General features: G+C 67.7%; 12 protein-coding genes. 8 read left to right on the forward strand and 4 right to left on the reverse strand.

Going from position 1 to position 14,318, the window contains the following annotated elements; all coding sequences use genetic code 11:
• Nucleotides 1-21 precede the first annotated feature (21 nt).
• Nucleotides 22-447, reverse strand: coding sequence for a nuclear transport factor 2 family protein (locus C6I20_RS03170; protein WP_118394634.1), 426 nt, complete (start codon nucleotides 445-447; stop codon nucleotides 22-24).
• A 46-nt stretch (nucleotides 448-493) separates the two neighbouring features.
• Here C6I20_RS03170 and C6I20_RS03175 point away from each other — a divergent pair, with 46 nt between their 5' ends.
• From C6I20_RS03175 to C6I20_RS03185, 3 genes are read left to right on the forward strand one after another with little or no spacing between them, the layout of a single operon-like run.
• Complete coding sequence (locus tag C6I20_RS03175; RefSeq protein WP_118394635.1) at nucleotides 494-1,294, forward strand: SDR family oxidoreductase; 801 nt, start codon at nucleotides 494-496, stop codon at nucleotides 1,292-1,294.
• Complete coding sequence (locus tag C6I20_RS03180) at nucleotides 1,291-2,358, forward strand: diacylglycerol kinase (protein WP_118394636.1); 1,068 nt, start codon at nucleotides 1,291-1,293, stop codon at nucleotides 2,356-2,358. Before C6I20_RS03175 ends, C6I20_RS03180 begins: the two co-directional genes overlap by 4 nt.
• A gap of 12 nt (nucleotides 2,359-2,370) precedes the next feature.
• The gene (locus C6I20_RS03185) at nucleotides 2,371-3,078 is read left to right on the forward strand and encodes a hypothetical protein (protein WP_216822979.1); all 708 of its coding nucleotides are present in this window, start codon (nucleotides 2,371-2,373) and stop codon (nucleotides 3,076-3,078) included.
• Between the two features lie 6 nt (nucleotides 3,079-3,084).
• On the opposite strand, the gene C6I20_RS03190 is transcribed toward C6I20_RS03185, so the two are convergent.
• Complete coding sequence (locus C6I20_RS03190; protein WP_118394637.1) at nucleotides 3,085-3,678, reverse strand: TetR family transcriptional regulator; 594 nt, start codon at nucleotides 3,676-3,678, stop codon at nucleotides 3,085-3,087.
• Between the two features lie 175 nt (nucleotides 3,679-3,853).
• Here C6I20_RS03190 and C6I20_RS03195 point away from each other — a divergent pair, with 175 nt between their 5' ends.
• Nucleotides 3,854-5,938, forward strand: a complete 2,085-nt coding sequence (locus C6I20_RS03195; RefSeq protein ID WP_371682657.1) for an acyl-CoA dehydrogenase family protein — start codon at nucleotides 3,854-3,856, stop codon at nucleotides 5,936-5,938.
• On the opposite strand, the gene C6I20_RS03200 is transcribed toward C6I20_RS03195, so the two are convergent.
• Nucleotides 5,924-7,168, reverse strand: coding sequence for an alpha/beta hydrolase (locus tag C6I20_RS03200; protein ID WP_216822980.1), 1,245 nt, complete (start codon nucleotides 7,166-7,168; stop codon nucleotides 5,924-5,926). The two genes, C6I20_RS03195 and C6I20_RS03200, sit on opposite strands and share 15 nt — an antisense overlap.
• Before the next feature lie 54 nt (nucleotides 7,169-7,222).
• On the opposite strand from C6I20_RS03200, the gene C6I20_RS03205 reads away from it, so the two are divergent.
• Nucleotides 7,223-8,623 (forward strand): wax ester/triacylglycerol synthase family O-acyltransferase, encoded by a 1,401-nt coding sequence (locus tag C6I20_RS03205; protein WP_118394640.1) that lies wholly within the window; start codon nucleotides 7,223-7,225, stop codon nucleotides 8,621-8,623.
• A gap of 1 nt (nucleotide 8,624) precedes the next feature.
• Here the strand turns inward: C6I20_RS03205 and C6I20_RS03210 are convergent, their stop codons facing one another.
• Nucleotides 8,625-9,578, reverse strand: coding sequence for an alpha/beta fold hydrolase (locus C6I20_RS03210; RefSeq protein WP_254052228.1), 954 nt, complete (start codon nucleotides 9,576-9,578; stop codon nucleotides 8,625-8,627).
• Between the two features lie 90 nt (nucleotides 9,579-9,668).
• Between C6I20_RS03210 and C6I20_RS03215 the strand changes: the two genes are divergently transcribed.
• The 3 genes from C6I20_RS03215 to C6I20_RS03225 are packed head-to-tail and all read left to right on the forward strand — an operon-like array spanning nucleotide 9,669 to nucleotide 14,298.
• Nucleotides 9,669-11,849, forward strand: a complete 2,181-nt coding sequence (locus tag C6I20_RS03215) for an acyl-CoA dehydrogenase (RefSeq protein WP_254052229.1) — start codon at nucleotides 9,669-9,671, stop codon at nucleotides 11,847-11,849.
• Nucleotides 11,850-11,863: 14 nt separating this feature from the next.
• Entirely contained in the window at nucleotides 11,864-13,132 is a 1,269-nt protein-coding gene (locus C6I20_RS17735; protein WP_305765011.1) for an OB-fold domain-containing protein, read from the forward strand.
• A complete protein-coding gene (locus C6I20_RS03225; protein WP_118394644.1) occupies nucleotides 13,129-14,298 on the forward strand; it encodes a lipid-transfer protein in 1,170 nt (389 codons plus the stop codon). The genes C6I20_RS17735 and C6I20_RS03225 overlap by 4 nt, the downstream gene beginning before the upstream one ends.
• Nucleotides 14,299-14,318: the final 20 nt, after the last annotated feature.

Here is a 14,318-nt window from a genome sequence, read left to right on the forward strand (position 1 = left end):
AGGCGCGAGTGGACCGGGCGGCTAGTCCTTGCGGTCCCACGCGATCTCCTCCACGAGCTCGCGGCTGCGCCAGCCGTCGGGCGTCCGCACCAGCTGGTGCAGGTAGTACCCGCCGACCTCCATGCGCCAGAGGCCGCCGTCCGGCTGGCTGATGGCCATGGGGTTCATCAAGTAGATGCGTGCAGCAGCCGTGTCGCCATCGAGGGTGACTTCCTTCTGGCAGGCGTAGTGCTGCATGACCGAGAACATCGGAAGGGTCTGCGCCAACCATTTCCGCACCTCGTCGCGCGTGCCCTTGATCCCGCCGCTCGCGGTGTAGTCGATCGTGGCGTCCGGAGTGAAGACGGCGCCGAAGCGCTCCCAGTCGAGCGTGTCCACGGCGCGCGTGTAGGACGTGATCAGGTCATCGATCTCGATGCGGTCGGAGATGGTCTGCAGGTCGAGCATGAGCGCAAGACTAGAACGTGTTTCAGTTTTGCGCTACTGTCCCGGCATGGTGCTTGAGAGGTTCCGTCTGGACAACCGAGTTGCGATCGTCACCGGCGCAGGCCGAGGGATCGGCGCGGCGAGTGCTCTTGCGCTGGCCGAGGCCGGTGCAGACGTTGTGCTGGCTGCCCGCACGAAGGATCAGTTGCTGGAGGTCGCCGCGCAGGTGGAGGCGATGGGCCGCAGGGCAGTGGTGGTGGCCGCGGATCTCACCGACCTCGACCAGGTGGCCGCCCTAGCGCAGACCGCGATGGATTCCTTCGGGCGGCTCGACGTCGTGATCAACAATGTCGGTGGCTCGATGCCGCGCGAGTTCGTGAAGACGAACGTCGCCGCCCTCGAGGACGCCTTCCACTTCAACGTCTCGACCGCGCACGCGCTCACCCGTGCGGCGCTGCCTCATCTGTTGGCCAGCGACAGCGCAGCGGTCGTCAACATCTCCTCGGTGATGGGACGAGTCAGCGGACGTGGCTACCTGGCCTACGGCACTGCCAAGGCGGCCCTGGCCCACTGGACGCGCCTCGCGGCCCGCGACCTTTCGCCGGGCGTCCGGGTCAACGCGATCGCCGTCGGATCGGTGGCCACCTCGGCCCTCGAGGTCGTCACCGGCGACGAGGGCCTCACGGCGCAGATGGAGGCCAACACCCCACTGCGCCGCATCGGCGACCCCGACGACATCGCCGCCACCGTCTTGTTCCTCGCCAGCCCCGCCGGGGCCTACCTCACCGGCAAGGTGCTGGAGGTGGATGGCGGTATCGACCAGCCCAACCTCGACATGGGGTTGCCTGACCTAGGAGAAAAGCCATGACCACTCGTGTCGTTGCATGGAGCACGGGCAATGTCGGCAAGCACGCCATCGCGGGCATCGCCAACCGTCCCGACTACGAGCTTGTTGGCCTCTGGGTGTCCAATCCGGACAAGGTTGGCAAGGACGCCGGACGCCTGGCCAACCTCGATCGTGACCTCGGCGTGCTCGCCACGAACGATGTCGAGGAGATCATCGCGCTGAAGCCGGACTGTGTCGTGCACACCGCGATGTCCGACGATCGCCTGTTCGAGGCGTTGGCTGATCTTGAGCGGCTGCTGCGCGCCGGCATCAATGTCGTCTCGGCGGGCCCGGTGTTCCTCCAGTATCCGTCCGGCCCGGCGCTCGGGATGTCCGACGGGGTGCGTCAGGCGGCACTCGACGGCGGCGTCTCGCTCCACGTCAACGGCATCGATCCGGGTTTTGCCAACGACTGGCTGCCCTTGTCACTCACCAGCATCAGCGAGCGGATCGACCAGGTGCGCTGCGTCGAGCTGCTCAACTACAACACGTACAACCAGCGCATGATCGTCTTTGACGTCATGGGATTCGGCAAGCCCATGGACGACATCCCGATGCTCCTGCAGCCGGGAATCCTCACGATGGCGTGGGGCAGCGTGGTGCATCAGATCGCCGCTGGGCTCGGAGTCGAGCTCGATGAGGTCGAGGAGTTCTACGAGCGGGTCCCGGCCACCGAGACCTTTGACATCGACTGCGGAACCATCGAAGCGGGGATGGTCGCAGGACTGCACTTCGAGGTGCGAGGCATGATCGGCGGCAAGGCGGTCATCGTGCTGGAGCACGTCACCCGCGTGCACGACGACATCGCCCCGCACTGGCCGCAGCCTGCCGGTCTGGGTTGCTATCGCGTCGAGATCAAGGGTGAGCCCAACTACACGCTCGACCTCCAGCTGCTCGGCACGGACGGTGACCACAACACCGCAGGCCTCAAGGCCACCGCGATGCGGCTCGTGAACTCGATTCCCGCTGTCGTGGCAGCAGAGCCGGGCTTGGTCTCCGCGCTCGACCTGCCTCTGGTCACCGGTCGGGGACTGATCGCCACCTAGGGCACGGCTGACATGCAAACACCGCCCCACCGCGCCGAGGTCATTGCCCTGGTCCGCTCCTCTCCGACGTTCGTGGCTGCGCACGACAAGGAGGGCTGGCTGGGCATCTTCGGAGCCCAGCACGTCGTCGAGGATCCAGTGGGGGCGCTGCCGGTTCGCTCGGAAGATCGGGGTGCATTGGCCACGTTCTGGGATGCGTTCATCGCACCGAACGATGTCGAGTTCCGTGTGGTCCACGACTGGATCGACGGATTTGACGTCGTCCGCGATGTCACGATCGTGACCACCCTGCCGACGGGCGTACAGGTGAGCACCCCCCCCCACCTCATCTACCAGACCGGCTACCAGGACGGTGAGCTGAAGGTCCGGCGTATGGCCGCCCACTGGGAGACCGCTCCGGTCCTGGCTCAGCTGGCCCGGCCCACGCGAGCCCACCTCGGTGCTGCCGCTGGGCAGGGCGTCCATCTGGTGCGTACGCTCGGCGCTGTTCCGGCGATCAGATTCTTCGCGACGGTCCGCAGCGTTGGCCGTCGTGGCAAGAAGGCAGTCCTCGATCACCTGACGGAGCAGGGCATAGGCCCTGTGTCCAAGATCATCGCTTCGGGCAACTGTGTGACCGCGTCGATCACGGTTGACGGCGCGCCAGCAGCGGTCATCGCCCGGGTCGCACCTCGATCACGCGACCTCGTGGATGTGCGGATCTACACCGATCTGGTCTGAGGCGGGTCAGCGCAGCAACAGGCGGACGGCGACGTCCATGGACTTCGTGACGTCCGCGGCCGTCGTGCGGCCGGTAACCCAGCCCATGAGCGCCGACAGCCACACGTCGCCGATGACTCGGACGATCGCGGTGTCCTCGGCAGTGGGCTCTCGGGTCACGTCGGTGCCATCGATGGCGTGCGTGATCATGGCCGTCAGTCGCATGCCGACGAAGTGGATCTCGTCGGCGACCGAGGCGTCGGCGAACATGAACGCCCGAGTCAGGGCCTCGGTCAGCTGAGGCTGCCGTTGCAGTGCCTTGGTGGTGGTGCCCAGGATGTACATGACCCGCTCGTGAGGGGTGTCTCCGGGGACCTGGCGGCTGAGCGTCTGCTCTTCTGCCTGCTCGAACTGACGCCCGAGCGCGGTGACCAGGAGGTGGATCTTGGAGGGGAAGTATCGGTAGAGGGTGCCCAGGGCGACCTCGGCGTCGTCGGCGACCGCGCGCATCTGGACGGCGTCGAAGCCGCCTTCCTCAGCCAGGCTGATCGTGGCGTCGAGGATGCGGCGGTGACGTTCACGCTGCGCATCAGAACCGGGCGTCTTGGTCACGCTGGTCATCCGGCATCGTCTCCTGTCCGCGGCACTGCTGAGTTCATGGTGTTGTTGACGCTAATATTGAAACACGTTCTATTTGCGGAGGCGAACACTGATGTCGATCGGGGTTACTCGTGACCACCTCGAACTGAGCACCACCTTACGTGCCTGGGCCGGTGACCTCGGTGGCATATCCGCTGTGCGGGACGTCGAAACCGACCCCGCAGCGTCGTTCGCCAAGACCTGGCAGGCCGTGGCCGAGGCCGGGCTCTCCGGCATCGGTATCGCTGAGCAGTGCGGTGGTGGAGGCGGCGATCTGCTCGACCAGATGGTCGCGCTGGAGGCGGCGGCACATGCCCTGACGCCGGGTCCTCTGCTGGGGACCGTGCTGGTCGGCCAGATCGTCCGTGCGGCCCACGTTTCCGCACCCGACTCGTGCAACGAGGTGCTCTCCGCGATCGCCGGAGGTGCCCGGGCGGCATGTGCTCTGCGCGGCTCGGTCGCCCTTGCCGGCGGAGGTGCTCGTGGCGACCTCGATGTGGTGCTGGACGTCGTCGACGCCCGCTGGATGCTCGCTCCCGCAGATGACGGCTCGTGGGTGCTGATCGCAGCTCAGGGGTGGGAGGCGCAGCCCGAGGTCGGCTTCGACCTGACTCGGCGTGGAGGTCGCGTCCGGGTTGCTGCCGGGCCGGACGACGTGCTGCACCTCGCTGGCGTTGACGCCGATGCGGTGCGTCGCGTCTTCGTCGCGCTGGTCGCGGCAGAAGCGGCCGGCGTGGCGCAGTGGTGCCTGACCACCGCGGTGGATTATGCCAAGGTGCGCGAGCAGTTCGGAGCGCCCATCGGCTCGTTCCAGGCCATCAAGCAGCTCTGCTCGCACATGCTGGAAACCGCCGAGTCGGTGTCGGCCGTGGCGTGGGACGTTGGAGCCGCCCTGCGGTCAGAGGTGCCAGCCGAGGAAGCAAACTATGCCGCCGACGTCGCCGCCACGATCGCGCTCGACGGCGCCGTGGCTGTGGCGCAGGACTGTATCCAGGTCCTCGGTGGCATTGGATTCACGTTCGAGCACGAAGCCCACCTCTATCTCCGCCGGGCGGTGGCGCTGCGGATCGCGGCGTCGGCGCTGACGGGTGGGACCGAGCAGTCGGCGGCGCGCCTGGCCCGACGGGCCGGTGCGGGCCAGCGCCGGGCGTCGGCGATCGATTTCGAAGGAGCTGACTCGCGGTTCCGCGCCACCACGCGCCCGGAGATCGATGCGATCGCACAGCTTCCGGCCGACGAGCAGCGCTCTGCGCTCGCGCGGGCGGGCTACCTGACTCCGCACTGGCCACGACCGTACGGTCTGGACGCCGGACCGGTGGAGCAGCTCGTCGTCGACGAGGAGCTGGCTCGCGCGGGCCTCAGCCGCCCCGATCTGGCGATCGGTGCCTGGGCGGTGCCGACGATCATCGATCACGGCACGGCCGAACAGGCCGAACGTTTCGCGTTGCCGACACTGATCGGCGACGTCGCCTGGTGCCAGCTGTTCAGCGAGCCGGGAGCGGGCTCCGACCTCGCGTCCCTCAGCACTCGCGCGGTGCGTGCAGACGGTGGCTGGAAGCTGACTGGTCAAAAGGTGTGGACGTCCCGAGCGCGCGAGGCCGACTGGGGCATCTGCCTGGCCCGCACGGACCGCGAGGCCGCACGGCACCGAGGAATTACCTACTTCCTCGTCGACATGACGTCCGACGGCATCGACACACGCCCGCTGCGGGAGATCACCGGCGACGCGATGTTCAACGAGGTCTTCCTCGACGATGTGTTCGTGCCGGACGACTGCGTCGTGGGAGAGATCGACGGGGGTTGGAAGCTCGCCCGCACCACGCTGGCCAATGAACGAGTGGCGATGGCGGGAACCAAGCTGGGGTTGAGCACGGAGCGCGCAGTGGGGCTGCTGGACGGCCGTGGTTCGCAGGCTGACGAGGCGCGGGTCGGACACCAGGTGGCCCTCGCCACGGCCTGCCAGCTGCTCGGGGTCCGGTCGACGCTCCGGTCGATCGCCGGTCGTGGGCCGGGCGCGGAGTCGAGCGTCGCGAAGCTGCTGGGCGTGCGCAATCGTCAGGAGGCCTCCGAGCTGGTCGTGGACATGCTCGGACCCGTCGCGCTGTATTCGGGCGACGACCCACAGGTGTCCAACGACCTGCACGAGATGCTGCTGACGCGGTGCCTGTCAATTGCCGGCGGCACGACGCAGATCCTGCGCAACGTCGTGGCCGAAAGGGTGCTCGGACTACCTCGCGGGTGACGGCTGGTGCGTTGCCCGGTGCCATTGCAACCAGCGCTGTACGGCCGCGATCGTGTGCTGGCTGCGGATCGATGAGAAGACCTCGAAGGCGTGCTGGGTGCCGGGGAGCTCGGCATAGGTCACCGTCGCATCGGACTTCTCCCGGAGGGCGGCGACGAACGCGCGTGCTTGGCCGACCGGCGCCAGGGTGTCGTTTCTCCCATGGATCACGAAGAAGTCGGGGGTGTGGTCGCTGACGTGTGCCAGCGGCGAGGCCTGGACGAAATCGGCGAGATGCGTGCGCGGATCCTTGTCGAACACCCAGGGCCCGAGGAACCGGTCGCGCATGTCGATCGCCGACTGCTGCTTGGTGAGTCCGGCCAGGTCGTAGATGCCGTAGAACGGGACGCAGGCCGCGATCGAGGTGTCCGAGTCCTCGAATCCCGGTTGATAGTCGCGCTCACCGGGTGTGAGTGCCGCCAACGCCGAGAGGTGGCCGCCGGCCGAACCGCCGGTGATCGCGATGTAGGACGGATCGCCGCCGTACTGGGCGATGTTCTCGCGCACCCACGCGATCGTCCGCTTGACGTCGACGATCTGGGCGGGGAACCGGTGCTTGGGGGCCAGCCGGTAGTTGGCGGCCACACAGATCCAACCCTGCTGTGCCATGCGATTCATCAGGATCAGGCCCTGCTGTTCCTTCGCGCCGATCGTCCACCCGCCGCCGTGGACCTGGATCAGCACGGGCGCGTTGCTCAGGTCGACGTCCCGCGGCCGGTAGATGTCGAGGTGGGCGCGGCGTCCGCCCTCGGTGTAGGGGACATTGCGCAGAACTTCTACGTCGTGCTGGCGGAAGCGGAACGGCCGGGCGATCGAACCGCGAGGCAGCCGCAGATCGAGCGGTCCGGGGAGGTCCAGCGTCGTCAGGTAGTCCTTGCCGATGCTCTCGCGGAGAGCATCGTCGAGCTCGGTGCCGACTCGCCGGGACCCGGCAATCGCGTACGTCAACAGTCCGGCTGCCGTCGCTGCTGCCAACAGGCCGGCGGTCGACGGCTTGGATCCGCGGCGCCGGATGGTCAGCTCGGCTGCTGTGTCCACGGCGGCCGCGCCCAGGAGATGGGGCGCGAGCTCACTCACGGGCCAGCCGAGAGCAAAGCTGGGAACCCCGGACCACTTGCCGGGCAGCGGTCGGACCGCATTCAGCGCGAGCGCGGCCAGCGCGATTTGGCGGCGGGTGAACCCGGCAGACACGTGTGAACTCCTCGAAGAATAGAACATGTTCTAGATAAGCCCTAGGATACGGGAATGGATCGACTCAGTGGTCTCGACGCCAGTTTCCTGTACCTCGAGAGCGGCGCACAGCTCATGCATGTGTGCGGCGTCATCGTGGTTGATCCGGCAACCATTCCCGGCGGCTACGACTTTGCAAGGTTCCGGCAGGAGCTGTCTGCGCGAGTCTCGGACATCCCGATGTTCAACCGCAAGCTCAAACTCGTACCCGGCGGCATCGACTTCCCGGTCTGGGTCACCGATGATGAGTTCGACATTGATCGCCACGTCCACCGGCTCGCCGTTCCCGCACCCGGCGGGGACCGGGAGGTGTCTGAGGTCACCGGGCACCTGGCCGGTATTCCCCTCGACCGATCGCGTCCGCTGTGGGAGATGTACGTCATCGAAGGCCTGGCCAACGGCAAGATCGCGGTGTTCTCGAAGATGCACCATGCCTCGGTCGACGGAGTCTCCGGATCGAACATGATCTCCTATCTCTGCAGCCTGGAGCCTGATGCTCCGCCGCTCGACACGGGCTCGGGAACCAACGAGCATCAACGTGTCCCATCTGATCTGGAGCTGGTCGGCCGAGGTGTGATGGCCACCGCGACCAAGCCATGGCAGCTGGCCAGGCTGGTCGCGCCCACGGCGCGAACCTTGGTCGAAAGTGCCAGTCGCGCACGCAGGGGCACCGCGATGGCCGCGCCGCTGACTGCGCCACGAACATCGTTCAACGGGACGATCACGGGCCACCGATCGATCGCCTTCACTGATGTTCCACTGGCCACGATCAAGGAGATCAAGTCGGCCGTGCCCGGCGCCACGGTCAACGATGTGGTGCTCGCGCTCAGCGGAGGTGCGCTGCGTCGCTACCTCCAGGAGCGCGGCGAGCTCCCCGAGACCTCGCTGCTGGCCAGCGTGCCGGTGTCGGTCCGCGGGAAGTCCACGAAGTCCAGCGGGCGCAACCAGGTGTCGTCGATCTTCTGCCGGCTGGGAACCGATGTCGAGGACCCGCTGGAGCGCATCACGGCGATGGCGGTGGCCAACGCTCACGCCAAGGACCACCACACGGCGGTCCCCGCCGACACCTTGCAGGAATGGGCCGAGTTCGCGGCACCGCGCACGTTCGGGCTGGCGGTCCGGATGGTCTCCGACCTCCGGCTCGCGGAGAAGGGACCGGTGATCCACAACCTGGTCATCTCCAACGTGCCCGGGCCGCCCGTGCCGTTGTACTTCGTGGGATCGCGCATCGACGCGATGTATCCGTTGGGTCCGGTCTTCCACGGTGCGGGGCTCAACATCACCGTGATGAGCAACAACGGACAGATGCATATCGGCGCCATCGCGTGCAGCGAGTCGATGCCGCGGGTGTGGGACCTGGTCGACCAGTTCCAGGCCGAGCTCGCGGCGATGCGCGAGGCCGTGCTCGGCGACTGAGTCAGCCCGCCTGGCGGGCCAGCTCGCGATCGCGGATCCGGGCCGACGTGGCGCGAGCGGCTTCGAGCAGCACCGGCACGAACGACTGATACTCCAGCACGCATCCCGCGTGCCCGCAGTCGGCCTCGTGCACCGTCGCGCCCGGGATGCGGGCCGCCAGATCGTACTGGCGAGACGGCGGAATCACGTGGTCGTTGCCGGTGACGACGACCGCGGTGGGGATGTCGATGTGCGACAGCCAGGGCCTCGAGTGGTGGCGACCCAGGGAGGCGACCGCCTGCCCCACGGCCCACCCGCTGGTTGCCCGCCACTGCTTCATCGCCCAACGGGCGGTGTCCGAGCTGTCGGCGTCGATGGACTCCATGGCGGCCGCGCCAGCCTGGTTGACGACCCGTGACCGCGACAGCGTCGCGCTGAGGCCCATGCCGAGCTCCATCGCTGCGTGAAAGATCCGTTCGCGGCCGTTGGTTCGGAAGTGGGCCGTGCTGGCGGCGAGGATGAGCCCACCAGCGGCGTCGGGATGCTGGCGCCAGACCCGCTGCGCCACGACCGATCCCATCGAGTATCCGGCGACGATGGGGCGCACCAGACCCAGCGCTTCGATCACGGCAGCCACATCGTCGGCGCAGTCTGAGATCAGGAACTTCTCGGACGTGATACCACGTCCGTGCCAACGCTGGTCGAAGGTGATGACCCGATAGCGCTCCGCCAGCAGGGGGATCGCCGGGAACCAGGTCAGCTGGCCGGTGCAGCCAACCGCGTGCAACAAGATGATGACGGGAGCATCGGGGGTGGGGCCGGGCACATCGGTCAGCCAGGTTCGCCCGCGACGGGGCAGTTCCAGCCACCGTCCTTCCGGCAGCTCCACCGGCGGGAGGTGGTACAGGTCCCACGAGGAGGGGTCGGGCAGCAGGTGACGCAAGCCGTCGATGGCCAGCTTGACCGGATTGGGCACGTGGAACTCCTCGGGGATCGACTTCCGTACGATTAGAACACGTTATAGTTTTGCTGGGCGGAAGTAGGCCACTCGAAGGAGAAGATCTGCGTGGATTCAGTACTCGACGAGGTGCGCTCCGTCATCGGCGACGTACTCGACCGCGGTGACGGGTCGTGGTTTGCCCTGCAGGAGTCCGGGCTGCTGGCGCTTGCCGCCCCGGAGAGCCTGGGTGGTGAGGCGCTGGGCCTGACCGAGATCTCGGTGCTGCTGCACGAAGTGGGGCGGCGTGCCGCCGACCTCCCGGTGTGGGAGACGTTGGCCTGCGGACTGCTGCCGCTCGTGCGTTCGGGTGCTGACGCCCTGCAGGCCGATCTCGTGCCGCGGGTCCTGGCCGGCGAGCTCATGCTCGTGCCGGCGCTCAGCGAGCCCGGTGCGCCCTTGCCGGTCAGTCCGGCGACCAGGTACGACGACACCGGGGTCAGCGGAACCAAGATCGGAGTGACGGTCCTCGGATCCACGACCCTGCTCCTTGTCTCGGCCACCGGTGCAGACGGCGCACCGGTAGTCGTCCTGGTTGATCCAGCCGGACCGGGGGTGGGTCAGACATCCACCACGACTTCCGCCGGTTCGGTCGAAGCCACCTATACCTTCGACTCGGCTCCGGTGGTCGGAGTGCTCGACGCCGAGGTCGTGCGGAACCACGCCATCGCGGGCCTCGCAGCCCTCGGCGCCGGAGTGGTGGAAGGCGCTCGGGATCTGACCGCTGGCTATATCCGTGACCGCCGTCAGTTCGGTCGCGCACTGGCGGAGTTCCAGGCCGTCGCGCAGCAGATCGCCGATGTCTACATCGCCTCGCGGACGTTCACGCTCACGGCAGGCGAGGTGGTGCGCCGCCTCGACGCCGGCGACCCGGCGGACGACGACCTGGCGATCGCCGCCTTCTGGTTCGCCGATCGTGCCTCCACCGTGATGCAGGTCTGCCAGCACCTGCACGGCGGAATGGGCGTCGACGAGACCTACGCGATGGCTGGCTACTTCGCGCGGGTGCGCGACATCAGCCGACATCTGGGTGGCCCGGTGACGCTCGCTGCCGTCCCGATCTGTGAGTCCGCGGGCAAGAATGCCGAGCTGACGGCAGAGGAGCGCGCCTTCAAGGAGGAAGCCCGGACCTATCTCACCGCACTTGCCAGCGACGCCGACCGCGACGAGATGCGATCGGATCGACATGGGCCGGCCTACCACCGGGTCATCAAGCAGATGGGTGCCGATGGCTGGATGGGCGTGGGCTGGCCGAAGGAGTACGGCGGCCAGGGCCGAGGCGTCATCGAGCAGCAGTCGTTCGTCAACGAAGCCGCTCACGCCGATGTGCACCTGCCCTCCGTGACGCTGCAGACCGTGGGACCGACGCTGCAGGCGTTCGGTACCGAGAAGCAGAAGGACATGTTCCTCGCCGACATCATCACCGGCGACGTGCACTTCGCGATCGGCTACAGCGAGCCGGACGCGGGCACGGACCTTGCATCCATGCGCACCACCGCCCGCCGCGACGGTGACCACTACGTCGTGAACGGTCAGAAGATGTGGACCACGGGCGGTCACGCGGCGGACTACGTCTGGCTGGGTGTCCGCACCGATCCCGACGCGTCCCCGCATCGCGGCATCTCGGTCCTCATCGTCGACACCAAGGACCCCGGCTACTCCTGGACACCGATCGTCACGAGCGACGGCTCGCACCACACCAATGCGACGTACTTCAACGACGTGCGCGTGCCCGTCGACATGCTGGTCGGGGAGGAGAACCGCGGCTGGCAGCTCATCACGACCCAGCTCAACCACGAGCGGGTCATGCTGGGTCCCGCCGGCCGCATCGAGGGCTTGCGCGACATGGTGCGCAAGTGGGCCGAGGGACGTCACACCCCCGATGGCACCCCGGTTCTCGAGCTGCCGTGGGTCCGCGACACCTTGGCCCGTGCCACGGCGTCGTTCCGCATCAACGAGCTGCTCAACTGGGCTGTCGCTCGTGCTGCTGCGATCGAGCGCTCGGCGGTGGCCGATGCCTCGACGTCGAAGGTTTTCGCCAGCGACGAGGTGCAGCGACTCGGACTGGCCCTCGCGGACATCGTCACTGCGTGCGGCGATCCGTCCGACCCGGAAACCGGACGTCTGGCGCAATATCTCGACGCGACCAGCAAGCGCAATCTGGTGCTCAGCTTCGGTGGCGGCGTCAACGAGGTGCAGCGCGAGCTGATCGCGATGTTCGGCCTCGACCTGCCGCGGGTGCCGCGATGACCCACGATCAGATCATGGCTCGCACGGACGAGATCAAGGCGCGGGGCAGCAGCCCGGCGCGGGTCGCGCACGACCCGGTCAATGCCCCCATGATCCGGCACTGGGCCGAGGCGATCGGAGACCGGAATCCCCGCTGGGCCCCGGGACCCGACACCGAGGCGCCGCCGGCGATGGCGCAGGTGTGGACGATGTACGGCCTGGATCCCGCGCGCATGCCCGGCGACCCACTGCCCGACACGATGAAGGTGCTCGACGACGCCGGCTTCACCGCCGTGCTCGGCACGAACTGCGACCAGACGTATTCCCGCACGCTGCGGCCCGGTGAAGTCGTGAGCATCAGCACCCGGCTCGCCGACGTCGTCGGGCCGAAGCTGACCGGGGTGGGGGAGGGCTACTTCATCACGACCCAGAGCGTATGGACGGTCGGCGACGAAGAGGTCGCGACGATGACGTTCCGGGTGCTGAAGTTCAAGCCGGGAACGGGGCGCGTGGTCGTCGACAAGTCGAAGTCGTCCCGCCCGATGATCAACCGCGACACCGAGTTCTTCTGGGCGGGCACCGCGATCGGCGAGCTGCGGGTCCAGAGGTGCAACGCCTGTGGCGAGCTGCGCCACCCGCCCGGTCCGGTTTGTCCGTCGTGCCATGCCATGGATCGCGGATTCGTCGTCGCGTCGGGCCGGGGGACAGTCCACTCGTTCCTGGTCCACCACGCTCCGGCGGTTCCGGGCAAGAAGCTGCCGCTCACGCTGGCTCTCGTCGAGCTCGACGAGGGCGTCCGGATGGTCGGGGAGGTCAGTGGTGACGTGGCGATCGGCGATGCCGTCGAGGTGTGGTTCGACCCGATCGACGATGAGGTGACGCTCGCCAAGTGGCAGCCAGCAGGCACCCCTGCGCCCGAGCCACAGCCTGAAGAGAAGTCCGACCTCCCGGTCTGGGAGCTTCCGATCACCCCGACGCTCGTGGTCTCGACGGCACTGGCCACCCGCGATTTCCAGGACGTCCACCACGATCGGGACCGTTCGATCGGTCACGGCAGCAAGGACATCTTCATCAACATCTTGAGCACGACGGGGCTGGTGCAGCGCTACGTGACCGAATGGGCCGGCCCGCAGACACAGGTGCTCTCGTGCGCGTTGCGGCTCGGAGCGCCCGCGCACCCGTACGACACGCTGCGCTTCACCGGGACCATCGTGTCCGAGATCGATGGCGTGACCACGCTCGACGTCACGGGCCTGGTGTCTGTCGGAACGCACGTCAACGCCCGACTGGAGATCACCCGATGAGCAGCTTCAGCGGCGCCGCGGCCATTGCCGGCATCGGAGCGACCGAGTTCTCGAAGGAGTCGGGACGCTCCGAGCTCCAGCTGTCGGCCGAGGCGACCCTCGCAGCGCTCGCGGATGCGGGGCTCACGGCGTCCGACGTCGACGGGCTCGTGACCTTCACGATGGACTCGACGTCCGAGATCGCGCTGGCCCGCGAGCTCGGCATCGGCGACCTGCGGTTCTTCAGCCGCATCAACTATGGCGGGGGAGCGGCCTGCGCCACGGTGCAGCAGGCGGCGATGGCGGTCGCGACGGGCATGGCCGACGTCGTGGTGGCCTATCGGGGCTTCAATGAGCGATCCGGTCAGCGCTTCGGGCAGGTGCAGAAGTGGGCCGCCGAGCAGGTCAACACCAACGGCCTCGACAACGCGTGGACCTACCCGCAGGGGCTCTCGACTCCCGCCGCCACGGTCGCGATGCAGGCCCGTCGCTACATGCACGAGTACGGCGCCACATCCGAAGACTTCGGTCGTGTCGCGGTGGCGGATCGCCGGCACGCGGCCAACAACCCGGCGGCGTTCTTCTACCAGAAGCCCATCACGATCCAGGACCACCAGAGCTCGCGGATCATCGCCGACCCGCTCCGTCTGCTCGACTGCTGCCAGGAGAGCGACGGGGCTGTCGCGATCGTCGTCACGTCCACCGAGCGGGCCCGCGACCTCAGGGCCGGTGCCGTTCCCATCCTGGCCGCTGCCCAGGGCAGCGCCGCCGACCAGTTCGTCATGACGTCCTACTATCGCGACGACATCGGCATCGCCGAGATGGGCGTCGTGGGCCGCGACCTGTGGCGCCAGTCAGGCCTCGCGCCCGCCGACATCCAGACGGCGGTGCTCTACGACCACTTCACGCCGTACGTGCTCATGCAGCTGGAGGAGCTCGGCTTCTGCGGCCGCGGAGAGGCGAAGGACTTCATCGCCGACGGTGCGATCGAGATCGGGGGCCGACTGCCGCTGAACACCCATGGTGGGCAGCTCGGCGAGGCGTACATCCATGGCATGAACGGGATCGCTGAAGGGGTGCGCCAGATCCGTGGGTCGTCGGTCAACCAGGTCGACGGGGCACGGCACGTCCTCGTCACGGCCGGCACCGGTGTGCCCACCTCGGGGCTCATCCTCGGCGGTGCCTGAGGTCGTTCGGACAGGCTCGA

Source organism: Aeromicrobium sp. A1-2 (assembly GCF_003443875.1).
GTDB lineage: Bacteria > Actinomycetota > Actinomycetes > Propionibacteriales > Nocardioidaceae > Aeromicrobium.

Excerpts from the sequence above, each read along its gene's own strand:
- C6I20_RS03225 (WP_118394644.1), top strand. The coding sequence starts at position 13,129 with ATGAGCAGCTTCAGCGGCGCCGCGGCCATTGCCGGCATCGGAGCGACC.
- C6I20_RS03190 (WP_118394637.1), bottom strand. The coding sequence starts at position 3,678 with ATGACCAGCGTGACCAAGACGCCCGGTTCTGATGCGCAGCGTGAACGT.
- C6I20_RS03205 (WP_118394640.1), top strand. The coding sequence starts at position 7,223 with ATGGATCGACTCAGTGGTCTCGACGCCAGTTTCCTGTACCTCGAGAGC.
- C6I20_RS03180 (WP_118394636.1), top strand. The coding sequence starts at position 1,291 with ATGACCACTCGTGTCGTTGCATGGAGCACGGGCAATGTCGGCAAGCAC.
- C6I20_RS03175 (WP_118394635.1), top strand. The coding sequence starts at position 494 with ATGGTGCTTGAGAGGTTCCGTCTGGACAACCGAGTTGCGATCGTCACC.
- C6I20_RS17735 (WP_305765011.1), top strand. The coding sequence starts at position 11,864 with ATGGCTCGCACGGACGAGATCAAGGCGCGGGGCAGCAGCCCGGCGCGG.
- C6I20_RS03185 (WP_216822979.1), top strand. The coding sequence starts at position 2,371 with ATGCAAACACCGCCCCACCGCGCCGAGGTCATTGCCCTGGTCCGCTCC.
- C6I20_RS03170 (WP_118394634.1), bottom strand. The coding sequence starts at position 447 with ATGCTCGACCTGCAGACCATCTCCGACCGCATCGAGATCGATGACCTG.